Source organism: Haloarcula sp. MBLA0163 (assembly GCF_055632435.1).
Genome location: NZ_CM145745.1, coordinates 36,738 through 59,601 on the forward strand (window position 1 = coordinate 36,738; position 22,864 = coordinate 59,601).

Here is a 22,864-nt window from a genome sequence, read left to right on the forward strand (position 1 = left end):
CTGACCTCATCGGTCGGCGGCGGTATCGACCCGGTCGGCGCTGAGCGCCGACAGCGGGACCACGTCGGCGGCCGTCTCGCGGGCGACGAGGTCGGTCACCCCCGCGCGCCCGTCGTCGCCCGCGTCGACGACGAGCGTCCGGTCGGCGACTGCATCGAGCGCTCGCGCCGCCTCGCGCGTCTCGTCGACCGGGCTGCCGTCGGCGGCGTTCGCCCGGCCGTCGGTGACGAGGACGACGACCGCGGCGTCGGGGTCTGCTCGGGTCACCACCTCGCTCGCGGTCCGCAGGCCGGCCGGGAGCGGCGTCCGGTCGCCGGTCGGCAGGTCCTTGAGATGGCGGGCCGCCCGCGCCACGCTGTCGGTGGGCGGCAACACCACGTCGGCGTCCCCGCCGGCGAAGGTGACGAACGCCACCGCGTCGCGGGCCCGATACGCGCCCTCCAGTAGCTCCATCACCGTCCCCTTCGCGGCCCGCATCGCCGGCCGCATCGACGCGCTGGCGTCGACGGCGAAGACGACCAGCGTCTCCGCGTCGCCCGCGCGGACCGACCGTCGGAGGTCCCGGGACTCGACACCGTCCGCGCCGCGTCTCGCCGCCGCCCGAACCGAGGCCGCGGCGTCCACCCGGTCCTCGGCGTCGGCCCGTTCCGTCCGCACCGTCGCACCGCGCTCGGTCCCGGTCGCGTCCGCTCGACCGCTCGCCGTCCCGCCGTCGGTGTCGACCGAGGGGGCGCCCATCGCCGGCGCGTCGCCCTCCCCGACCGACGCGCGGGACTGCCCGGGGAGGAGTGGCGGGGCCGCCTCGTCGGATGTTTCGCCGTCGTTCTCCCCGGATTCGCCGTCCTCTTCTTCGTCGTCGGCGTCACCGACGCCGTCCTCCGCGGGCGCCGGCAACCCGTCCCGGTCGTTCTCGTCCGGCTCGCCGCCGGCGTCGTCTCCCTGATTGTCGTCGGTAGGCGAGTCGCCGGTCGACCCGTCCGCCCCGTCGCCCTCGTCGGCCTCGCCGTCGCCGTCTTCGGTGTCGGACCCCCCGTCGTCACCTGTCTCGCCGTCGCTCCCCTCCTCGTCCGCCTCGCTCTCGTCGTCCTCGAAGTGGTCGTCGAGGACGTCGTCGACGTCCGGCGGCTCCGCGAACGGTTCGGCGGCCAGGCGGTGCGGGAGCGCGAACTCGGCGGCCCGCTCCACGTCGGACTCTAGTACGGTGGACCGGCCGTCGAGCGCGGCGAAGGTCCGCGCGGCCCGGGCCGTCGCGATGTCGCCGCGGTGGCCGTCGAGTCGGGCGTCCCGACAGAGTTCGGCTATCCGCTCGCGGAACTCGCGAGCGAGGGTGACGTCGGGGAGCAGGTCCCGGGCCGTCAGCAGGCGCTCGCGAGCGGACCGGGCGCGCCCGCTTTCGGAGTCCGACTCGTCGTCGTCGCCCAGCGCACGGTCGATGATGGCGACCCGGTCGTCGACGGCTTCGCATGCAGTCACCTCCGTCTGGAGGGCGAAGCGGTCGCGGAGTTGGGGCCGCAACTCCCCCTCCTCGGGGTTCATCGTGCCGACGAGCGTGAACTCGGCGGGGTGGGTCACCGTCACGCCGTCGCGTTCGACGCGGTTGACGCCGCCCGCGGCCGCGTCCAGCAGGACGTCCACGAGGTGGTCGTCCAGCAGGTTCACCTCGTCGACGTAGAGGATGCCCCGATTGGCCCGCGCCAGCAGGCCCGGGTCGAACTCGTACTCGCCGGCCAGCGCGTCGGCCACCGAGAGCGTCCCGACCACCCGGTCCCGGGTCGCGCCCAGCGGGAGCGTCACGAGCGGCACCGACCGCTCCTCGACCGGCGGGTCGGTACGCGTCCGACAGTCCGCACACTGCCGGTCGGCGTCGTCGGGCGGACAGCCGTACGGACAGTCGGCGACGGCCCGCTGGCTCGGCAGCAGGTCCGCCAGCGCCCGCACCGTCGTCGACTTCGCGGTGCCCTTCTCGCCGCGAACCAGCAACCCGTCGAGGCTGTCGTCGGCGGCGACCGCCAGCAGTCCGTCCTTGAGGTCGCGCTGGCCGACCACCGCCTCGAACGACGGCCCCTGCGAAGCTTTTTTGCCCGTACCGAATACAACCATACTTGTATTAGAGCAAACGGGAGTTTAACAACTTTATGCCACACATCGGACTCTACACCGCGACGGAGAACGAACTCGGGGCCGTCCAGCGCGCCGCCGCGGAGGTCGACGCCGACCTCACGGTGCGCTCGGAGAGCGACTTCGACGACGAACCCGCTGTCGAGGCGTTCCTCACGGACCTGGAGACGGCCGACGCCGTCGTCCTCTGGCTTCACGGCGCCGAGGACAGCATGCCGGGCTACGAACGCGCCGTCGAGCGACTGCGGGCGGCGGGCGTCCCGTTGGTCGTGAAGGCGACCGGCGACGCCTTCGCCGTCGAGGACACGTCCGTCCCCGACGACCACCGCGAGACGGTCTCCGAGTACCTAGAGCGGGGCGGTGCGAGCAACGTCGCCAACTGCGTGCGTTACCTCGTCGCGCAGTACGGCGACGCCGACCCCGCCTACGACGACCCGGTCCACCTCCCGACGGAGGGGGTCTACCACCCCGACCACCCCGCCGCGGGGTTCGAGGACCTGTACGCGACCTTCGACCCCGAGAAACCGACCGTCGCCGTCTGGTTCTACGAGTCCCACTGGACCCACGAGAACACCCGCTACGTCGACGCGCAGGTGCGCGCCATCGAGCGCGAGGGCGCGAACGCGCTCCCGGTCTTCTGCGAACCGGCGACCGACGCCGAGGGGCAGTGGAACGCCGAGCAGGTGACCGAGGAGTGGCTGCTGGACGCCGACGGGAACCCGCGCGTCGACGCCGTCTGCTCGTCGTTCATGTTCTCGCTGTCGATGGACGAACGCGGCCGGAGCGCCGACGACGAGGGCGACGGGGCCGAGGACGTGTTCCTCGACCGTCTGGGCGTCCCCGTCCTCCAGACGGTGACGACGATGCGCTCGCGCTCCCGCTACGACGCGAGCGATACGGGCGTGATGGGCTTCGAACTCGCCCTCTCGGTGGCGCTGCCGGAGTTCGACGGCAACGTCATCACACACCCCATCTCCGGCAAGGAGCGCACCGACGACGCCGCCGACATCGGGAGCGCTCCCAAACAGCACTTCCCCATCGACGACCGGGTCGACCACGTCGCCCGCCTCGCGGTCAACTGGGCCGCCCTGCGCCACACGCCCAACGACGAGAAGGACGTGGCCGTCGTCCTCCACAACTACCCGCCCAGCGACGACGGCATCGGGACCGCGTTCGGCCTCGACTCGCCCGAGAGTACGGTGAACCTCTTGAACGAACTCGACGCGCGTGGGTACGATACCGGCGGGGAACTGCCCGACTCCGGCCAGTCGCTCGTCGAGCGCCTGACCGCCCAGTTGACGCTGGACGACCGCTGGGTCGCCCCAGAGGACGTCCGCGAGCTGAGCGTCGACACCGTCTCGCCCGACCAGTACGCCGAGTGGTTCGACGCCCTCGATTCGGGCTTCAGGGAGAACGTCACCGACGAGTGGGGCGACCCGCCGGACCGGCCCTTCGCCGTCCCCGGCGTCGAGTTCGGCAACGTCCTCGTCACCGTCCAGCCCCCGCGCGGCTTCGGGATGGACCCCTCGAAGGTGTACCACGACTCGGACCTCCAGCCGCCCCACGACTACGTCGCGTTCTACCGCTGGCTCCGCAACGAATACGCGGCCGACGCCGTCGTCCACCTGGGCACCCACGGCAGTCTGGAGTGGCTCCCCGGCAAGACGGTCGGACTGGACGGGGAGAGCGCGCCCGACCAGCTCATCGACGACGTCCCGAACGTCTACCCCTACATCGTCAACAACCCCGGCGAGGGCACGCAGGCCAAGCGCCGGTCCTACGCCGCCATCGTCGACTACCTCACGCCGGTGATGGCCAACGCCGGCACCTACGACGACCTCGCGGAACTGGAGGAACTGGCCGACCGCTACCGCGAAGCGGGGATGGAGGACGCCCGAACGGACGACGGCGAGCACCTCGCTGACCTGCTCCGGGAGACGGTCGAGGAACTGGACCTCGCGGTCGAACTGGGTATCGAGGGCGAAATCGACGAGCGGGCCGACGTGCGCGGTCCGGACGAAGCCGGGACCACGCTCGCCGAGGGCGACGTCGACGGTGCGGACCTCGCTATCGACGAACTGGTCGAACGCGTCCACGAGTACCTCACCGACGTCAAGACGACCCAGATTCGGAAGGGCCTGCACACGATGGGCGAACCGCCCGCCGACGACCGCCTCGTCGACTACCTCGTCGCGCTCACGCGACTGGAGAACCCCGGCGCGCCCTCCCTGCGCGAGAGCGTCGCCGGCGTCCTCGGCGTCGACTACGACAACCTCCGGAACGCCCCCGGTGAGTACGACGAGCAGTTGGGGATGACCTACGCCGAGGCCGCCGACCACGTCCACGAGACGAGCAAGGACCTCGTGCGAACGCTCGCCGACCACGACTTCGACGTGCCCGAGAGCGAGCTCGACGACGGGGACAGCGAGGTCAACATGAACCTGCTCGTCGTCGACGTCGACCCGCTCGGCGACGCACGCGCCCGGTCGGGCGCCCACGACGACCTGCGCGAGGTGCTTTCCTACATCTGCGAGGAGGCCGCCCCGCGGGTCGCCGGCGCGGCCGACGAGATACCCCGGACCGCAGATGCCCTCGAAGGTGATTACATCCCGCCGGGCGGGTCCGGAGCGCCGACCCGCGGCGGCGTCGACCTGCTCCCGACCGCGCGGAACTTCTACACGCTGGACCCGCGGAAGGTCCCGGCCAGATCCGCGTGGGACGTCGGGAGCGAGGTCGCCGAGGGTGTCCTCGACCGGCACACTAGCGCGGCGCGAAGCGCCACGGACCAGTCGAGCCGAGAGTCAGACGAACCGCGAGACGAGACCGACGAAGGCGACTACCCCGAGGAGATAGGCGTCGTCGTCTGGGGGACGCCGACAGTGCGAACGCGCGGGGAGACAATCGCACAGGTGCTCGCGCTGATGGGTGTCGAACCCGTTTGGTCCGACGCCGGCCGCGTCGAGGACGTCGACCCGGTTCCGCTGGACGAACTCGGCCGCCCGCGAATCGACGTGACGACGCGGGTCTCCGGGCTGTTCCGGGACGCCTTCCCCGCAGCGGCGAGCGTCGTCCACGACGCCGTCGACGCCGTCGTGGACCGCGACGAGCCACCGGAGATGAACTACGTCAAGAAGCACGTCGAGGCGGAGACGGACGACCTCGTGGCCGACGGGATGGACGCAGACGACGCCCGCGACGCCGCGAAACACCGCGTCTTCACGACCCGACCCGGCGGCTACGGCGCCGGGACGAACAAGGCCGTCGACGAGGGCAACTGGGAGGACCGCTCGGACCTCGCCGACGTGTACGTCCAGTGGGGCGGCTACGCGATGGGGTCCCGGGGCCGCGTCAGCGACGCCCACGACGCCTTCGAGCGCCGTCTCGCCTCGGTGGAGGCGACGGTCAAGATAGAGGACACCGCCGAACAGGACGAGTTCGACTCCTCGGACTGGTACGCCTTCCACGGCGGGTTCATCTCGGCGGTGACCGAGATAGCCGGCGAAGAACCAGATTCCTACGTGGGCGATTCGTCGGACCCCGACGACGTCGACGTCTACACGAACGAGGAGAAGGTCCGCAAGGCGATGCGCGCCCGCGTCCTCAACCCGTCGTGGCTCGACTCCATGACGGAACACGGCTACAAGGGCGCCGGCGACCTCTCGACGACGGTCGACGTGGTGCTGGGCTGGGACGCCACCACCGGCGTCGTCAGCGACACGCTCTGGAGGGAGGTGGCCGACCAGTACGCCTTCGACGAGGACCGACAGGAGTGGCTCAGAGACGTGAACCCGTGGGCGCTGGACTCCATCACCGACACGCTCCTGGAGGCCATCGACCGCGGCCTCTGGGACGCCGACGCCGAGACCGAGGACCGACTGCGGGACCTCAACCTCGAGGTCGACGGTGATTTGGAGGCGCGTGCCGGGAGTGGTCCCGTCGGCGACCCCGCGGAGGTGACGAGCGATGACGACTGACCCGGACGACGCGACAGCCGAGGACGGGGCGGACTTCGAGGCGTACGCCGACCTCGGCGCGACCACGGCGAACGCGATGGACATCGCGGAGACGTCGATGGACCGGGTCCGGGAACTGGTCCCCGACGAGACGCTGGCCGACCGGATTCGTCAGAAGTCGGTCCACGCGACCGGCGACCCCGAGTTCCAGCACCTCGTCCGCTTCACCGGGGCGGACGACGCCGAACCGGTCCGGGCGGGCGCGCGTGCGGTCCTAGACGAGGCGCCCATCGTCACCGACATCACGATGGTGAAGGCCGGCATCACGGGCCGTGGTCACGACTGCCCGGTCCGGAAGGCCATCGGCAACGGCGCCGACCTCGCGGCCGAGACGGGGATGACGCGCACCGCCGCCTCGGTCCTCGAACTCGACAGCGAGGGCGTGTACGACGGGTCGATTGCCGTCGTGGGCAACGCACCGACGGCGGCGCTCGCGCTGGCCGACTGCATCGCGGCCGGGACCCGGCCCGCCGTCGTCGTCGCCACGCCGGTCGGGTTCGTGAAGGCCGCCGAGAGCCGGAAGCGGCTCCGAGACGTGGCCGCCGACCACGGTGTCCCGACCATCACGAACGTCGGCCGCCGCGGCGGGTCCGGACTCGCCGCCGGGCTGACGAACGAGTTGGTGCACGTGGCCTCGGACGCTCGCGAGGGAGCGGTCGACCTGTGACCGCTCCCTCGGGAAGAGCGAGCGGGGAGGATGGACCCGCGAGCCGCGAGGGGGCGGTCGACCTCGATGGCTGACGACTACGACCTCGACAGTGGCCCGGACCCGGCGACGTTCGCGGCCGCCGCGCCGGAGGCCCCCGACGCCGTCGACCCGGTCCACGCCGTCGGTATCGGCCCGGGGAACCGCGAGTACCTCACGCCGCGCGGCGAGCGGGCCATCCGCGAGGCCGACGTGGTCGTCGGCTTCGAGACGGTCGTCGCGTTCGTCGCCGACCGCACCGACGCCGACCTGCTGACCTGTGGCTACCGCGACGAGGGCGCGACGCTGGCGACGTTCGCCGACCGCGTGGCGGCGGGCGAGCGCGGGACGGCGGTCCTGATGGGCGACCCGAACCACTCGGGCTACCAGTTCGTCGGGAAGGTCCAGCGCGCCGTCGACGCGCCGGTCCGGGTCGTCCCCGGCATCTCGTCGCTCCAGCTGGCGGCGAGTCGCGCGCGGACGCCGATGGAGGACGCGACGTTCGTCACGCTCCACAAGAGCGGCGACCTCTCGGCCGACCGCGAGCGGTTACGCGCGGCCGTCGGCGAGCGTCACCTGCTGGTGTTGCCCCGCCCCTACGACGTGATGCCCGGCGACGTCGCCGCCGACCTCCTCGATGCCGGCGCGGACCCCGAACTCACGGCCATCGTCTACGAGCGACTGACACACGACGACGAGGCCAGAACCGCGACGACGCTCGCGGGACTCGCCGACCACGCCGGCGGCGACGGGCCGGGAGACACGCCCTTCTCCGACCTCTCCGTGCTCGTCGTCCGGCGCGCCTAGCGACCCTCGCCGTCGGTCGCCATCGCGCGGGTCGTCGCCGTCAACGTCGCCTCGAAGGTCTGTGGCGTCGGTCCGGTGTCGAGGGCGCGCTCGGTCTCGACGGTCGAGACGATGGCCTCGGTGACCTGCCGGTGGTCGCCCAGCGGGGCCGCGTACGCCAGCCCGCCGCGGTCGAGCTGGAGCTTCTCTGGGACGCGCTCGGCCGTCGCGGCACACTCGGACAGAAACAGCGGCACCGCGACGGCGTGGTCGCCCGTGAGGTTGTAGCGGACACACTCCACCGTCGGGTTCTGCCGCAGGTAGCAGGGGACGACCTCGCCGAACGACGACCGGCGACGGAGCCGCTCGGCGTGGTACTCCGTCACCTGTCGCTGGTAGGGCCGTCTGCTCGACCCCGCCGCGACCAGCGCCACCGACGTCCCGGCGTCGCTCGGGGCGGCCGCGGCCGCCCGGGCCTCGACGGCGGCGGTCACGAGCGCGTTCCGGCCGACCGGTTCGCAGTACCGGACCGTCGCGTCGAGGTCGCCCAGCAGCGTCGGCACCGTCTGGAGCGTGACGTGGTCGTGTGCGACCGTCAGCGGGACGGCGACGACCCGGTCGGTGTCGAGGTCGGTGACCGCCTCGGTCAGCGCCCGACGCGGCTCCTCGCCGTAGGTCAGCAACCGGACGTCGTCCACGAGGTCCCGGTCCCGGAGCCGTCGGGCGTGGGTCTCGAACGCGGTCGTCGCGCGGGCCGTCTCTCGACCGATGAGCAGGAGTGTGTCGTGAGGCATGGGTTCTCTGCCGACTAAATCAAGTGTGATTGATTTAGCCAAACTATTGTTGTTTTGAGGATGGAACCCGGCCACTAATAGCTTGTGGTCACCCCCTTCGCGGCCCGACGCTTATTTCGCTCGGGGTGGTTACTCCGGTATGACCGTCTACGAGACAGACGTCCCCGGCGTGGGCAAGAAGTTCGAAGTCGAACTCGACGGGGACGAGCGACTCGTCATCGTCATCCACCACGACGGGAAACGCGAAGTGTTCCACAAGGACGGGCCGGACGTCGACGCCGACCGCCTCTTCACGCTCGGTGGGCGGCAGGCCCGCGAGGTGGGGGCGATTCTGCAGGGCGCGTACTTCCAGCCGGTCGAGACGGACTCGGTGGACGTGCCGCTGGGCGACGCCATCATCGAGTGGGTCGACGTCGAGGCCGACTCGCCGCTCGTCGGCCAGACGCTGGCCGACGCGAAGGTCCGCCAGCAGACCGGGGCGTCGATCATCGCCATCCAGCGCGACGGGACGACGCTCCCGAACCCGGACCCGGAGGAGACCGTCACCACGGGGGACATCCTCGTGACGCTGGGGACCCGCGACGAGCAGTCGGCACTCGAAGACCTGGTGGCGCCCGACGACGATGGCTGAACTCCTGCTGGAGGTCGGCATCGCCGTCACCGGCGTCGCCCTCGCGGGCATGCTGGCGGGGCGTATCGGCCTCTCGGTCATCCCGGCGTACATCCTCGTCGGCGTCCTGCTGGGGCCCAACGCGCCGACGACGCTGTTCGGCGTCCCGGTCGCCCTCGTGAACGAGGGGGAGGTCATCGACGTGCTGGCGGAACTGGGCGTCGTCTTCCTGCTGTTCTTCCTCGGACTGGAGTTCAGCGTCGACCAGTTGCTCCGGGACCGCCGGAAGATATCCGCCGTCGGCGCGCTGGACTTCGTCGTCAACTTCGGCATCGGCGCGGCCATCGGCTTCGCCTTCGGGTGGACGCTCGTCGAGACGCTGTTCCTCGCGGGCATCGTCTACATCTCCTCGTCGGCCGTCGTCACGAAGTCGCTCATCGAGACGGGGTGGATAGCCAACGAGGAGTCCAGCCCCATCCTCGGGACGCTGGTGTTCGAGGACATCCTCATCGCCGTCTACCTCGCCCTGCTGGCGGCCATCACCGGCGGCGGTGGCTTGCGGGCGGCGGCCACCTCCGTCGGCGTCGCCTTCCTCTTCCTCGGGGGCCTGTCGGTCCTCGCCTGGTACGGCGCCGGCTGGTTCGAGCGCTTCTTCACCACGGGGTCGGACGAGCAGTTCGTCCTCCGGGTCGTCGGGCTGACCACCGTCGTCGCCGGGGCGGCGCTGGCGCTGGGCGTCAGCGAGGCCGTCGCCGCCTTCTTCCTCGGGACCGGCCTGAGCCAGACGACCCACGTCGAGCGCATCGAACACATCGTCGCGCCGGCCCGGGACCTCTTCGCCGCCGTCTTCTTCTTCGCCATCGGCCTCTCGACGGACGTGACGCTGCTCGCGGGCGTCGCCGGCCTCCTCGCCGTCGCCGTGGTGGCGACGACGGCCGGGAAACTGCTGAGCGGGACGCTCTCCGGGCGTGTGTACGGTCTGGACCGGCGGCGCTCGCTCCGCGTCGGGCTCGGACTGGTCCCCCGCGGCGAGTTCTCGCTGGTCCTCGTCGCGCTCGCGGCCAGCATCGGCACCGGCCGACTCGGCTCCGTCGTCCCGGCGTTCGCCGTCGGCTACGTCCTCGTGATGAGCGTCGTCGGGAGCGTCCTCGTCGACAGGGCCGACGGCATCACCGACGCCGTCCTGTCGGTGACCGGCGCCGACTCGCGGGGCTGACCGCCGCCGCCCCGCTGTCGGTCGTCCGTCGCAGCCCCACTGGAGGGATTTAGGGCGGCCAAAAAATCGCAAGCGGTATGTCCGGGTAGCCGGGTGTCCCCCGTATGGAACGGCAACTCGACGGCGGTTCGACGGGACGAGGTGACCCGGCGTGAGCGGCGACCGCGACGTCGTCGTGGTCGGCGGCGGCCCGGCCGGCTGTTCGGCCGCGGTCTTCCTGGCCCGCGACGGGCTCGATACGGTGGTCTTCGACCGCGGGCGGTCCTCGCTCAAGCAGTGTGCGTACCTGGAGAACTACCTCGGGTTCCCCGCCGGCGTCGACGTCGAGACGCTGTACGCGCTGATGCACGACCACGTCGCGGAGGCGGGCGGGACCGTCGTCCCGGACCTCGTCTCGTCGGTCGAGCGCCCCGACGACGGCGACGGATTCGTCGTCCGGACACAGGACGGCCGCACGGTCACGACCCGATACGTCCTCGCCGCGACCCGGTACGACGGCGCGTACCTCCGCCCGCTCGACGACGGGGCGATGTTCGAGCGCCACGAGTACGACGGCGAGGAACGCGAGCGGTTCGACCGTTCGTACGCCGACCACGACGGCACCACGCCCGTCGAGGGCCTGTACGTCGCCTCACCGTCCCACGAGGCGGACCGGCAGGCCGTCGTCGCCGCCGGGCGCGGGGCCCGCACCGCTCTCGAGCTCGTCGCGCACGCCCGTCGTGAACGCGGCTATCCGGACGCCGTGGCGGGCCACTACGACTGGGTCCGCCCCGAGAGCGCGCGTGACGAGGAGTGGGCGGACCGGGACCGGTGGCGCGAGTGGTTCGACCGCCGCCTCCCCGAGGACCACGGCCTCGCCGACGAGCGACGCGTCGAACTCCGGGCGGAGGCCATCGACCGGCGACTGGCGACCTACGTCTCCGAGGCGGAGATAGCGGCACGGACGGCCCGCGGCCAGCGGCGACTGCTGGACCACGTCGACGACGACCTCGTCCTCGAACGCGCTCGCGAGATAGAGGCGGCGGCCGGCACGGCCGAGGAGTGACCGTTCGCGGCCCTTCTCGACGCTGCTCGACGGTACCGCCACGATTCTGGCCCGGTTCGACGCCACGGGTGACGCGCGGATAGCACATTTCGTATAGCGTGATGCGATTTATCGGGCAGTAGCCCTGAGACACAGAATCGGTGAGGAGAACGCCCGCATCTTCCCGAAACCGGCGTCCTCGGCCGGAACGACGAAACCCTTCAGTGCGTGGCCGCCGACCACCAGCCATGGTCGCCGAGGAGACGCTCACGGTCGACGGCGCGCGCATCCACTACCGAACGGCCGGCGACGGCCGTCCCGTCGTCCTCCTCCACGGGGGTATCATCGACGCGGCGCACGTCTCGTGGCCGCCGGTGGTCGACCGCCTCGCGCCGGAGTACCGGGTCGTCGCGCCGGACCTGCTCGGCTACGGCGAGAGCGAACTCGTCGACGACACCTACTCGATTCCCCGACACGCCGAGGTCGTCGAAGGGCTGCTCGACTCGCTGGACTGCGGCCCGGTGACGTTGGTCGGGCTCTCGCTGGGCGGCGGGGTCGCCATCCAGCTCGCGCTGGACCGGCCGGACCTCGTCGAGACGCTGGTCCCCATCGACCCGTTCGGCCTCGGGCGCGAGTTACCGAACGGCCGCCTCTCGCTCCTCCTCGCGCGGGTGCAGGTGTGCAACCGACTCGCTATCGCGGCCTTCCGCCGGAGCCGCCGCCTCACGCGTGCGAGTCTGGGGGGTATCGTCCACGACCTCGACGCGCTCTCACCGGCGGCCGTCGACGCCGTGTACGAGGAGGTCCAGCGGCCGACTGCCGGGGCGGCGTTCCGGCGGTTCCGCGACGCCGAGGTGACCCGCCACGGCTACCGGACGACGTTCACCGGCCGCTACGGGGACGTGGCCGTCCCGACCCGCCTGCTCCACGGCGCCCACGACGAGCTGTTCCCGGTCGACTGGGCCGACCGCGCCGCCGCCGCCATCCCCGAGGCCGAACTCCACGTCCTCGAGAACTGCGCACACTGGGCGCCGCGAGAGGACCCCGACGCCGTCGCCGCTCACGTCGAATCGGCCGTCTCCGGGCGGTAGAACCCGTCTCGGCCGACAGCCGTCGGTTCCCCGATTCGGTCCGCAGCTCAGACGATAAACTATATGGAGCTATATCGAATCGGGAACGAGCGGCTATCCAAGCTCGGAGGGCGGGCACGCATCGCTGGCGACGGCCGCGGCGCTCGGTCCGACGAGTCGCCGCCAGCGGTGACGGCGGCTACCGACGGACCTCCGTCCTGACGTCCGACTGCACCCACGCATCCTCGTTCTCCGTGTCCTGGATGATGGTCACCAGGCCGTTCTCGCTCCGGTACTCGATGGCGCGGTACCGGTCCAGGTCAGGCGGCTCGGGCGCGTCGCTGTCCGCTATCATCGGTTATCGACGCTCCCGGTACGGAGTGCCAGAGACGGGGTCGTCCAACGTCTCGACGTCGAACGTCCCGTCGTGGTAGACACACACCTCGTAGTCCGCGGTCTGGAAGCGAACGTGGCCGTGCGACGCCGGGCCGTCGGCCCCGGCGGGGAACAGCGACGCGAGGGCGTCGACGTCGATGTAGTCGTTCAGCGGGGGGATGTCGGTCGGGTCGACGCCGCGTTTCGCGGCTATCGTTTCGGTGATAGCGACGACCAGCGCGTCGGCGTCGTCCGCGGTCGAGGGGGGCGTGGGACAGTTCATACTGTAGTGGACGCGTCCTACCCCCATAGCGCCTCTCGATAAGGGTATACTACCGAACGTCGGGCGGGTGCTAGATGGCTAGCCCCGCGTCGCCCCGTCGTCGAATATCAGGCCGAACAGCTCGCGCTCGCCGGTCCGGATGTGGCGGCTGACGGTCGGTTGGGAGACGTCGAGCATCGCCGCCAGCTCCTGTCCGCTGACGTCTCTGGGCCACTCGAAGAACCCGCTGAAGTAGGCCGTCTCGAGCACCTCCCGCTGGCGCTCGGTGAGCCGGCTCCGGTAGTTCGCCTCGAACTCGGCGAGCGTCTGGACGGGGCGTTCCCGCTCGGTCTGGGCGACCAGTTCGCTCCCCTCGTACCGCTCCAGGAACATCCGGACGAACGCCTGCACGTCGCCGCTCTGGGGCAACTCGACGCGCACCCGACCGCCGTCGGCGCCGGCGGTCATCGCCGTCGGGTGCGCGCCGTAGGAGATGAGGTCGGCGAGGAACCCGGAGTCGCCCACCAGAGCCTCGTAGCGGCACGCGTCCCCGCGGTCCGTGAGCAGGGAGAGCTGGTGGACGGACGGGAGCTGCTCGCTGTACCGGTAGATGGTCTCCGGGTCGGCCCCGGTGACGGTGAAGAACACCCGGACGGTCCCGTCGCTGTGCTGGACGAGTTCGTCGAACTCGAACTCGCTGCCGGTCCGGGCGGCGAACTCGAACGGCGGAATCGAGTGGTCGTCGACGCTGAAGGTGAGTTCGACGGCGGCGTCGCTGACCAGCGCCTTCTTGCGCTCGATGGCGTTGATAGCGTAGCCGACCATCCCCCCGAGCTCGGCCAGCACCGCCCGCTCCATCTCGTCGAACACGCCGGCCTCGTCGGCGTAGAGGTGCAGGACGCCGTACACCGTCTCCCGGAAAGTCAGCGGCACGGCGATGCTGGCGTCGAAGCCGCGTCTGAGGGCCTGTGTCTGCCACGGGTCCAGCGGCGGGTGGGCGTGGAGGCTGTTCTGGACCACCGGCTCGCGGGTGTCGATGGCCCGCTCGGTCGGGGTCTCGCCGGTCGCCGGGCGCTCCGCGTCGGCGAGCCAGTCCAGATAGCCGTCGTCCTCCCCCGCACTCGCGCGCACGACGACGTCGTCGCTGCTCGCCCGCTGCTCGGCGACCCACGCGAAGACGTACGGGTCGGCGTCGGCGAGCCGCTCGCAGACGGCCGCCTCGACGTCCGCACGCGTCGACGCCTGCGTGAGGTCCCGGGTGAGGCTCCGGATGATGTCGTTGAGGCGGTTGAGGCGCTGGAGCGACTCGTTGTGGTCGGCCAGTTCGGCCGTCGTCGCCCGCAGCTCGCGCTCCCGGTCGACCCGGTCGAGGGCGGCCACGGCGTTCGCGACGAGGATCTCCGCGACCATCACGTCGACGTCGTCGAAGGCGCGGGGCTCGGTCGCCCCGGCGACGAAGACGCCGTGGGTGCCCATCGGGAGCAGGATCGCGCTCTCCAGCGGCGTCTCGCCGGCGTCCATCGCCGTCTCGCCCAGGTCGTCGAGGACGCGCCCCTCGCTCTCGGCGTAGACCTGCCACGGGTACCCCCACTCGGAGGTGAACAGCGGCCCGTCCCCGACCAGCGACTCCAGCGCCGCCGTCCGCCGGGCCGGGCGGAGCCGTCCGGTCGCCTCGTCGTGGTACTCGACGGCGGTCAGCGGGAGGTCCAGTATCTCCCGCGCCCCCTCGACGACGATGTCGGCCACCGCCTCGGCCGTCTCGGCGGTCGTCAGCGCCTGCCCGACCTCGTTGAGGCTGGCGAGTCGCTCCTCGCGCCGCTTGCGGTCGCTGATGTCCCGGACGACGCCGGCCCGGCCGTGGCGTCCGTCCTCGAGTTCGAACAGGGAGATGCGCGCCTCCACCGGCACCTGCTCGCCCGACGCGGTGGTCAGGACGGCCTCGAGCGTGACGCTCTCGCGGCCGTCCGATTCGATGCGCGACTGGAGTTCGTCGGCCTGCTCGACGAGGCGCGTCTCGAAGAACTCGCCGGCCGGCCGACCCAGCAGTTCCTCGCGGTCGTACCCCACGAGGTCGGTGTAGGCGTCGTTGACGACGACGAACCGCCCCTCGTCGTCCAGGGCGTACAGACCGTCGTCGACGGTCTGCATCACGGCCTCCTGCTGCTGGAGGCGGCGCTCGCGTTGCTTCTGGTCGGTGATGTCCTCCAGCGAGAACACCGACGAACTCACCGCGCCGTCCGCGTCGTGGAGCGGTGCCCCGGCGACCGAGAGCCACCGGGTCTGCCCGTCGACGGCGACGCGCGCCTCGCCGCGGACCGTCACGCCGTCCTCGACGACGCGCTGGTGTGGCCGCCGGTCGTCGCCCTCGACGCCGCCGTCGAACGACAGCACGTCGACGTCCAGTGCCGTCTCCACGAGCGGGCCGTCGTAGCCGTCGATGCCGAGCATCTCGGCCGCCCGGTCGTTGATGTAGCGGACGGTGTCGTCGGCGTCGATGATGACGATGCCGACCGGACTGGTCTCGAGGATGCGGTCGGTGAGGCTCCGCGCCTCGCCGAGGGCGGTCTCCGACTGCAGGCGGCGCAGCAACCGGCCGCGGTCCTCGGTGTCGCGCGCCGTCGCGCTGGCGCCGAGATAGGACCGCAGGTGGTGCTCGAGGAGCCGCCGCTTCTCCGAACCCGTGTCGTGGACGAACTCGTCGACGCCGGCTTCGAACGCCCGGTCGATGAGCGACTGGGAGCTCTCCGTGGCGACGAGTATCGTGACCAGCCCCGGTTGGGCGTCGAGACAGTCGGCGAGGAACGAGACGCCGTCGCCGTCCGGCAGGTCGTACTCCGCCACGACGGCCGCCAGCGGCTCCTGTTCGACCAGTTCGAGCGCCGCCGCGGCCGTCTCGGCGGTCAGTTCGGTCCGCGACTCGCCGTCCTCCGCGAGCACCGACGCCGACGCCGCCGACCACAGCGACCCGGACCCGACGTAGAGGAGACGGTGCGGCGACCGTTCCTGATCGATACTCATGTGACTAGTGGTTAGTCTCCAGATGGAAGTGAGTCGGGCCTATCTCTATAGCCCCGCCGGGGGTGCCCTCACCGTAGCAGGGTCCCCCTCACTTGTGCGCCGACATCGCCGACGAGAGGACGTAGTCGAACGCCTTGCGCTCGGCCTTCCGGAGGTGCTGGTGGAACGTCGACGCGGCGATGTCCAGCGAGTCCGCCACGTCCTGCCCGGAGACGTCCCGCGGCCACTCGAAGAAGCCGGCGTGGTAGGCGGCCTCGAGGGCGGCCAGCTGGCGGTCGGTGAGCGCCTCGGTCAGTTCCCGCTGGAGGCGGTCGTCGCCGTCGCGGGTCCGCTGTCGACGCTTGAGGAGCTGTGCCGCGGGATAGGTGTCGGTGACGACGTCGATTATCCGGCGCGTGTCCACGGTCGGCGAGACGCGGATCGTCATCCGGTAGTCGCCGTCCTCGACGACGGCCGACTCGACGAGCCCGCCGACGGAGGCGACGACCGACAGCACCGGCGGTTCCGAGAGCCGGGCCTCGAAGTCGGTCCCGCCGTCCCGGAACGTCACCGACTCCCAGTGCGGGATGGCGTCGGTGACGGCGTGGACGCTCTCGACGGCGTCCGGCGCCGCCGACCCGTAGACGACGTACTCGTCGTCGGCGACGGGAATCGCGCGGTCGAGGCTGATGGCGCCACAGGTCCCGACGTCGACGTCGAGCGTCTCGAAGACGTCGGGGATGTGGAACTGCAGTTCGACGACCTCGTCGCTCATCAGCGCCTGCTTGCGCTGTGTGGCGGCGATGGCGTGGCCGACGACCTCGCCGAGCTGCTCGACGACGACGCGCTCCCGTCCCTCGAAGGCGTTCTCGCGGCCGGTGTAGAGGTTCAACACACCGTACACCGTGTCCTCGTGGACGATGGGGACGGCGGCCGACGCCCGCACGCCGTGCGCCTCGGCCCGGTCCCGCCAGCACTCGTAGCGGTCCGCCGTCCTGACGTCGCCGACCGTCTGTATCTCGCCCGTCCGGAACGCCTCCCCCGTCGGCCCTCCGCTCCGTTCGTCGTCCGGGTCGACGGACACCTCGAGGCCGTCGAGGTAGTCCTCCGCACCGGCTTCGGCCCGCGGGACGACCCGCTGGGAGCCGCGCTCGCCCTCGCCGACCCAGGCGAACTGGTAGGACGCCGAGTTCGCGAGGTGGTGACACACCGTCGCCTCTATCTCCTCGCGGGTCGACTGCTCGACGACCGCCGTGGTGATCTCGTTGAACACCTCGTTGAGCCCGTTGAGGGCCGAGAGGAGCTCGACGTGCTGCTGGCGTTCGAGCTCGCTGCCCACCCAGTTGCTGAGGAGGTCGACCAACGCGACCTCCCAGTCCGAGAACGACTCTCTCCGGGGCTCCGTACCGTAGAAACAGAAGGTCCCGTGGACGGCGTCGTCGACCGTGACCGGGGCGCCGAGGTAACAGGAGATGCCCCACTCCGCGTTCCCGGCCTTGTCGGCCAGTTCCGGCGCGTCCCGCTCGACGTCCTCGAGGGCGAGCGTCTCCTCCGTCGAGACGACGCGGTCGCAGTTCGTGTCCGACAGCGCCACGACGTCCCCGGCTTCGAGGGCCGCGTCGGCCGGCGCGTCGACCGACTCGAAGACGTAGTCGGTGCCCTGTACGTGCGACAGCGAGGCGTAGGCCGTGCCGACGGTCTCGCGGACGACCCCGAGGAGCGAGTCGATCTGCTCGTCGAACGACCGGTCGGCGTCGGCGATGATCTCGTGGGCGCGCCGCAGCGTCCGCTCGCGCCGGCGCAGCTCCGCCCGCTGGTCGACCAGCTCCTGCTCGTCCTCCCGTCGCGCGATGGCCGAGGCGAGGATGGTCGCGACCGACTGGACGAAGTTGACGTCGTGCTCGGTGAACGCCCGCTCGGTGGTGTCGTGTGTGCCGAGGATCCCCCACGGGTCGTCCTGGGGCCCGACGATGACGCTGATACCGCTCCGGACGTCGTGGTCCGTCAGCAGGTCGGGGCCGTTGAAGCGCCGCTCCGTCGTCAGGTCCTCGACGACGACCGGGGCGGACGAGGCAAGCGTGTAGGACGCCTGCGAGTCGTCGGCGACGGCGGACACCGTCGCCGACCCCACGAGGCCGTCGTCCCAGCCGACGCCCTCCCTGAGCAGCAGCTCCTCGGCCTCGGGGTCGAGGTCCAGCACCTTGCAGTACTCGTTGTCGAGCGTCTCGGCGACGAGTTCGGTCGCCGTCCGCATCAGGGCGTCCACGTCCCTGTCCGCGAGCGCCCGCTGGCCGAGGTCGGTCACGACCTCCTGCTGGTGGACCCGCCGCTCGAGCTCGGCCTCCCGTTCGAGGCGGTCGGAGATGTCCCGGACGACGCCACAGCGGCCGACCCCGTCGTCGACCGGGAACGGCGAGAAGCGGGCCTCACAGGGGACGGCGCCCCCGTCGCTGGTCCGGATGTCGAGGTCGAGCTGCGCGACGTCACGGTCGTCCGAGACCACCTCGCCCGCCATGGTCCGGGCTCGCCGGGAGATGGCCTCGTTGTGGACCGTCGTCGCGTCCGCCCCGAGGAGCTCGCTCTCCCCGTAGCCCGTCAGGTCGCAGAACTGCTCGTTGACGAGGACGAACTCCCCGTCGTCGTCGACCGCGTAGATGCCGTCGTCGACGGTCTCGACGATGGCCTCGTACAGCTCCAGTTCCCGCTCGCGCCTCGTGCGGTCGGTGACGTCGCGGACGACGGCGACGCGTTCGTGGCCGTCCTCGGTCTCGAACAGGGCGAACGTCGCCTCGCCGGCGAACGTCTCCCCGTCCGCCGTCTCCACCTCCGCCTCGAGGGCGGCCTCCGTGCGCTCGCCGGCCGCCAGTTCCCGTTCGAGGCGCTCGGCCTCCGCGAGGACCGCCTCGTCGTCGACGACCGTCGAGACGTGCTCCCCGACGATGGCCGACGGGTCGCGCCCGACCATCGACGCGTAACTCTCGTTGGCCTCGGTGAAGTAGCCGTCGTCGTCCACGACGTAGATGCCGTCGTCGACGGTCTCGACGATGGCCTCGTACCGTTCGAGCTCCCGCTCACGCTCGACGCGCTCGGTCACGTCCCGGAAGTACACCGAGAGGCCGGTCTCGGACGGGTAGGCGGTGACCTCGAACCAGGCCGCCAGCGGCGGGTAGTACGCCTCGAACGACCGGGACTCCTGTGTCTCGAAGGCCAGTTCGTACTCGGTCCGGAACCGGGAGTCGGCCGCCTCCGGGAACGCCTCCCAGACGCTCTGGCCCACCAACTCGTCCGCCGAGCGGTCCAGCAGCGTCGCGGCCCGGTCGTTGACCCGCGTGAACCGCCACGACTCGTCCAGCGCGAAGACGGCGTCGTCGATGCGGTCGACCATCTCGGTCAGGTCGTCAGCGAACTGCTCGCGCGCCCGTTCGGGTCCGTTCTGTGACTGGCACAGTGCGGTCACGTCCGTGCAGGCGAGGACCGCACCGCCGTCGGCTCTCGGCGATACGCTGACCCGTACCCACCGGCGGTCACCGGCCGGCGTCTCGTGGCCCAGTAGTCGGCCGCTGACGGTCGCGTCGTCGTCGATGACCGTCCGAACCGGGTGGTCCGACGGCGGGACGGGGTCGCCGTCCTCGTCGTCGAACCGCAGGTCCGTCGCCGTCGACCCGGCCGCCCCGTCGACGCCGAACGCCGTCCGCGCACGCGGGTTCGCACGGTCGACGGTCCCGTCTGCGGCGACGCCGACCAGTTCGACGGGCGCCGCCTCCAGCACGCGCCCCGCGTCCGTCTCGGCGGTGGGGGCGTCCGACGGCGGTCGCCACCAGACTCGCGCGCTCGCTCCGACCTTCTTCGTGTCGAGACGACCGCGGTCGACGAGTCGGTCGAGGCGGTCGTACGTACTCCGCCGACCGAGGTCGAGCCGCTCGGCGGCCTCCGTGGTCGTCAGCGGCGTTCCCGTCCCGTCGAACAGCGCCAGCGTCTCCCGGAGACTCTCGGTCAGCGACTGTCCAGTCATGGGCCCGGTAGCGGCGCCAGCGTGTTATACCCTCCGCCGGCGGAGTCTGTCTCCCGGCACGCCGGTCGGCACCCCCGTCCTGTCGTCGAGTGTGAACGTCCGCGGGTGGGACGACGCAGCCCACCGTCGAGCCCACGCAGTGCCTCCGGTATCGACCTAAAATATTCTAGACCACTCTTAGGACAACGTAGTGCGTTGCACAGTGTACGCCGCCGTCACGACCGGATCGGCGCTACGACCCATGACTCAGATACGCAGCGACTCCGACGGTGACCTCGCGGGTGCGGTCGATCTGACCGAGAGCGACCGTCACCGACTCCTGACAGACGAGCGTCGTCGCATCGCCCTCGAGGTGCTCTCTGACCGGGTCGGCCCGGTCCATCTCGACGAACTAGCGACGGAAGTCGCGGCCCGCGAGTCCGAGCACGGAACGGCCGACGCGGCGGCCGTCGAGCGCGTGGCCATCGCGCTCCACCACAACCACCTCCCCCGGTTGGCCGACACCGACGTCGTCGAGTACGACACGGAGACGAAGCTGGTCTACTAGAGCCACCGTTTTCCGCCCGCGGGACCGAGCGGTGGACACATGGCCCCGGTTCCACAGCACTGCCGGCTCGACACGACGCTCCCGGCCGCCGTCGCCGACTACTTCGCCCCCGAACGCCGCACGCTCGACGCCTACCTCGCGTCGGTCCCCGACCGCCTCGGCCCCGGTGCCGGCGACCCGACCGTCGGCCCCGTCCACGCCGTCCCCTGGTTCTACGTCCCCGACCTCACCGGCTGGCGCGGCATCACAATCGCGAGACTGCTCGCCGCCGACCGCGACTGCCCGTGCGTCCGACTGTCCGCGCTCGCCCGCGACGGCGTGGCGACGCTGTGGCGCGCCCTCGACCGGAGCGCCGACGGTCCGGTCGTCGTCCACGTCGAACTCCGGGGCGACACCGGCCCGATTCCGGGGACGCTCCGCGAGGCGCTCCGGCGGGGGTACGACCAGCCGGCACAATCAGCGGGCGACGGCGACCCGGTGTCGGGGGACCCGGCCAACGCGCTCGTCGTGTTCACGGACACGCGGCCCTCGAAGCGCCTGACGTCGCCGCTCCCCGACGCCACGGAACCGGTCAGCGGTGCCGTCCTCTCGTACGCGCCCCGCGACAGCATGACCCCGGAACAGCCCGAGGGCACCACCGTCCTCGACGGACCGCCGGCGCTGCAGGACCGCACCGACCGGCTCGAACGCCTGCTGGCCGCGGCGCTCGACGGCGTGGGCGACCCCGACGCCCGCGACCGGTTCGTCGAGAACGCCGTCGAGACGCTCGCCATCACGCACTCGACCATCGGCAAGCAGGACCTCCTGTTCGACGTCTCGCCGCGGGTCGCGCTGAAACACGGCCACCGGCTGGACGCCCTCGGCGTCGACGAGGCGCTGTCGGGCCTCCGGCGCGACGTCCTCGCACAGGTGCCACAGAGCCCCGGGAGCGCGGACCTCCGACGCACCCTGTCGGACCTCCTCTCGGAGTAGTCAGGGCCGCCGCGGCCCGAGCGTCGGCTGTGACCGAGCCCGCTCGACGAGCCGCTGTACCCGGTCGTCCATCGGCGGGTGCGTCGACAGGAGATTCGACAGCGCACCGTCCTCGTCGCCGTGCACGTACAGCGGCGTCAGCGGCCCCAAATCGGGCGTCGAGACCCGCTCTATCGTCCGGAGTGCGCGGGCGAGCGCCAGCGGCTTCCCGGTCACCTCGACGGCCCGGTCGTCGGCCGCCCACTCCCGCCGTCTGGAGTACGCCAGCACGCCCAGCGTCACCGCCAGGCCCAGCAGCGCGACCACCTGCAGTGCGGTGCGCTGGGTCCGGGCGAGCCACGACCGGGACCAGCTCGCGGGGTCGCCACGGACCAGCGCCCACGCCCGCGCGACGCCGCCGGTCAGGACGACCACGGGGAACAGCACCACGCTGACGACGCCGACGAGACCCTGCGTGAGGCTGTACGCGAGCGTCTGGACCAGCGCGTCGCGGCGCTCCAGGTGGGCGAGCTCGTGGGCCAGCAGCGTCTCCATCTCGTCGGCCGAGAGGGCGGCGAACAGCCGTCGGTCGACGACGATGGCCGCCCCGAACCCGCCGACGGCGAAGGCGTTGGGGACCGGCAACCGGGCGACCAGCAGCGTCGGCGTCCCGGCGTTCATCCGCTCGGTGAGCGCGTCGAAGCGGCGGTACGTCTCGGGGGCGCGCGAGCGCGGGAGCACAACCGCGTCGAGCGACCGTTTCAGCCGCGTCGTCCCGGACCAGTAGCTCACCAGTCCGAGGACGAGCGCCGTCCCGACGAGCGCCCCGGCCAGTACCACCGGCGACGGCCGGGACGCCCACACCGTCCGGAGGACCCGATACCCGACCACCGCCGCCGCGGCGTACGTCACGAGCGACACGATGCCGAGCACCGCGAGCACGACCCGCCGACCTGCGTCCATCGACCGAGCGTACGGGTGGGACGCCGAAACGCCTTCTGTTGCGGCCGGGCCGCAGGTCGGGGCTGCCCGGTCAGAGCGGAATTCTATATCGCGGATAGTGATTTATCGCGTGCCGGTCGCCGGCTCGACGACGGAACTACGAAACGCACCGTAGAGCTACGAGCACGGTCGAAACCGACTAAATCCGTCGGGTTACCGACCGGCACGGCTGGTCTGCCGCGGACGGGGGGCCCGCGCACGGCCGGTGCATCCACTCGCCGGGTCGGGGCGAAACCGCACAACGGCGGTCGCGAGGCTCCGCTCGGTGGCGTCCGCACGACGCGCCACCGACGCCCGCGGCCGTGCGTGCTGGGTCCGATGTGGGGCGTGCTGGCCGTGGCGGCGCCGGCGTGTCGTTCTCCCGGACACCGTCTTCGCGGGGGAGGCCGACCCACCGACGCG

General features: G+C 71.4%; 16 protein-coding genes. 9 read left to right on the top strand and 7 right to left on the bottom strand.

All coding sequences use genetic code 11. The features are described from left to right. Positions 1-6: 6 nt before the first annotated feature. A complete protein-coding gene (locus ACV7GQ_RS00210; protein ID WP_470311552.1) occupies positions 7-2,100 on the bottom strand; it encodes a VWA domain-containing protein in 2,094 nt (697 codons plus the stop codon). Between the two features lie 35 nt (positions 2,101-2,135). Here ACV7GQ_RS00210 and cobN point away from each other — a divergent pair, with 35 nt between their 5' ends. The 3 genes from cobN (at position 2,136) to ACV7GQ_RS00225 (ending at position 7,623) form a co-directional block, all read left to right on the top strand. Next, on the top strand, positions 2,136-6,092 hold the full coding sequence (gene cobN, locus ACV7GQ_RS00215; protein ID WP_470311553.1) for a cobaltochelatase subunit CobN: 3,957 nt from the start codon (positions 2,136-2,138) through the stop codon (positions 6,090-6,092). Next, positions 6,082-6,798 carry a precorrin-8X methylmutase gene (locus tag ACV7GQ_RS00220; protein WP_470311554.1) on the top strand — a complete coding sequence of 239 codons (717 nt, stop codon included), beginning with the start codon at positions 6,082-6,084 and terminating at the stop codon, positions 6,796-6,798. Before cobN ends, ACV7GQ_RS00220 begins: the two co-directional genes overlap by 11 nt. A gap of 66 nt (positions 6,799-6,864) precedes the next feature. Next, positions 6,865-7,623 (top strand): cobalt-precorrin-7 (C(5))-methyltransferase, encoded by a 759-nt coding sequence (locus ACV7GQ_RS00225; RefSeq protein ID WP_470311555.1) that lies wholly within the window; start codon positions 6,865-6,867, stop codon positions 7,621-7,623. Here the strand turns inward: ACV7GQ_RS00225 and ACV7GQ_RS00230 are convergent. Further along, positions 7,620-8,396 (bottom strand): CbiX/SirB N-terminal domain-containing protein, encoded by a 777-nt coding sequence (locus tag ACV7GQ_RS00230; protein WP_470311556.1) that lies wholly within the window; start codon positions 8,394-8,396, stop codon positions 7,620-7,622. The two genes, ACV7GQ_RS00225 and ACV7GQ_RS00230, sit on opposite strands and share 4 nt — an antisense overlap. A 139-nt stretch (positions 8,397-8,535) precedes the next feature. Here ACV7GQ_RS00230 and ACV7GQ_RS00235 point away from each other — a divergent pair, with 139 nt between their 5' ends. The 4 genes from ACV7GQ_RS00235 (at position 8,536) to ACV7GQ_RS00250 (ending at position 12,337) form a co-directional block, all read left to right on the top strand. Next, the gene (locus tag ACV7GQ_RS00235; protein WP_470311557.1) at positions 8,536-9,027 is read left to right on the top strand and encodes a cation:proton antiporter regulatory subunit; all 492 of its coding nucleotides are present in this window, start codon (positions 8,536-8,538) and stop codon (positions 9,025-9,027) included. Beyond that, the gene (locus tag ACV7GQ_RS00240) at positions 9,020-10,222 is read left to right on the top strand and encodes a cation:proton antiporter (RefSeq protein WP_470311558.1); all 1,203 of its coding nucleotides are present in this window, start codon (positions 9,020-9,022) and stop codon (positions 10,220-10,222) included. The genes ACV7GQ_RS00235 and ACV7GQ_RS00240 overlap by 8 nt, the downstream gene beginning before the upstream one ends. Before the next feature lie 151 nt (positions 10,223-10,373). Next, positions 10,374-11,267: an FAD-dependent oxidoreductase gene (locus ACV7GQ_RS00245; protein ID WP_470311559.1), complete on the top strand. Its 894-nt coding sequence runs from the start codon at positions 10,374-10,376 to the stop codon at positions 11,265-11,267. A gap of 227 nt (positions 11,268-11,494) precedes the next feature. Next, complete coding sequence (locus tag ACV7GQ_RS00250; protein WP_470311560.1) at positions 11,495-12,337, top strand: alpha/beta fold hydrolase; 843 nt, start codon at positions 11,495-11,497, stop codon at positions 12,335-12,337. Positions 12,338-12,515: 178 nt separating this feature from the next. Here ACV7GQ_RS00250 and ACV7GQ_RS00255 read toward each other — a convergent pair whose 3' ends face one another. From ACV7GQ_RS00255 to ACV7GQ_RS00270, 4 genes are all read right to left on the bottom strand, one after another. Beyond that, positions 12,516-12,671 (bottom strand): DUF7331 family protein, encoded by a 156-nt coding sequence (locus ACV7GQ_RS00255; RefSeq protein ID WP_470311561.1) that lies wholly within the window; start codon positions 12,669-12,671, stop codon positions 12,516-12,518. Positions 12,672-12,674: 3 nt separating this feature from the next. Beyond that, on the bottom strand, positions 12,675-12,974 hold the full coding sequence (locus tag ACV7GQ_RS00260) for a HalOD1 output domain-containing protein (protein WP_470311562.1): 300 nt from the start codon (positions 12,972-12,974) through the stop codon (positions 12,675-12,677). Between the two features lie 78 nt (positions 12,975-13,052). After that, positions 13,053-15,971, bottom strand: coding sequence for a bacterio-opsin activator domain-containing protein (locus ACV7GQ_RS00265; protein ID WP_470311563.1), 2,919 nt, complete (start codon positions 15,969-15,971; stop codon positions 13,053-13,055). Positions 15,972-16,059: 88 nt separating this feature from the next. Beyond that, a complete protein-coding gene (locus ACV7GQ_RS00270; protein WP_470311564.1) occupies positions 16,060-19,962 on the bottom strand; it encodes a PAS domain S-box protein in 3,903 nt (1,300 codons plus the stop codon). Positions 19,963-20,203: 241 nt separating this feature from the next. Between ACV7GQ_RS00270 and ACV7GQ_RS00275 the strand changes: the two genes are divergently transcribed. Together ACV7GQ_RS00275 and ACV7GQ_RS00280 are read left to right on the top strand one after the other, a co-directional pair. Then, on the top strand, positions 20,204-20,509 hold the full coding sequence (locus tag ACV7GQ_RS00275) for a DUF7344 domain-containing protein (RefSeq protein ID WP_470311565.1): 306 nt from the start codon (positions 20,204-20,206) through the stop codon (positions 20,507-20,509). Between the two features lie 39 nt (positions 20,510-20,548). Continuing rightward, positions 20,549-21,481: a hypothetical protein gene (locus tag ACV7GQ_RS00280; RefSeq protein ID WP_470311566.1), complete on the top strand. Its 933-nt coding sequence runs from the start codon at positions 20,549-20,551 to the stop codon at positions 21,479-21,481. On the opposite strand, the gene ACV7GQ_RS00285 is transcribed toward ACV7GQ_RS00280, so the two are convergent. Further along, the gene (locus tag ACV7GQ_RS00285; protein ID WP_470311567.1) at positions 21,482-22,423 is read right to left on the bottom strand and encodes a M48 family metallopeptidase; all 942 of its coding nucleotides are present in this window, start codon (positions 22,421-22,423) and stop codon (positions 21,482-21,484) included. It lies immediately after the preceding gene. Between the last annotated feature and the right edge of the window lie 441 nt (positions 22,424-22,864).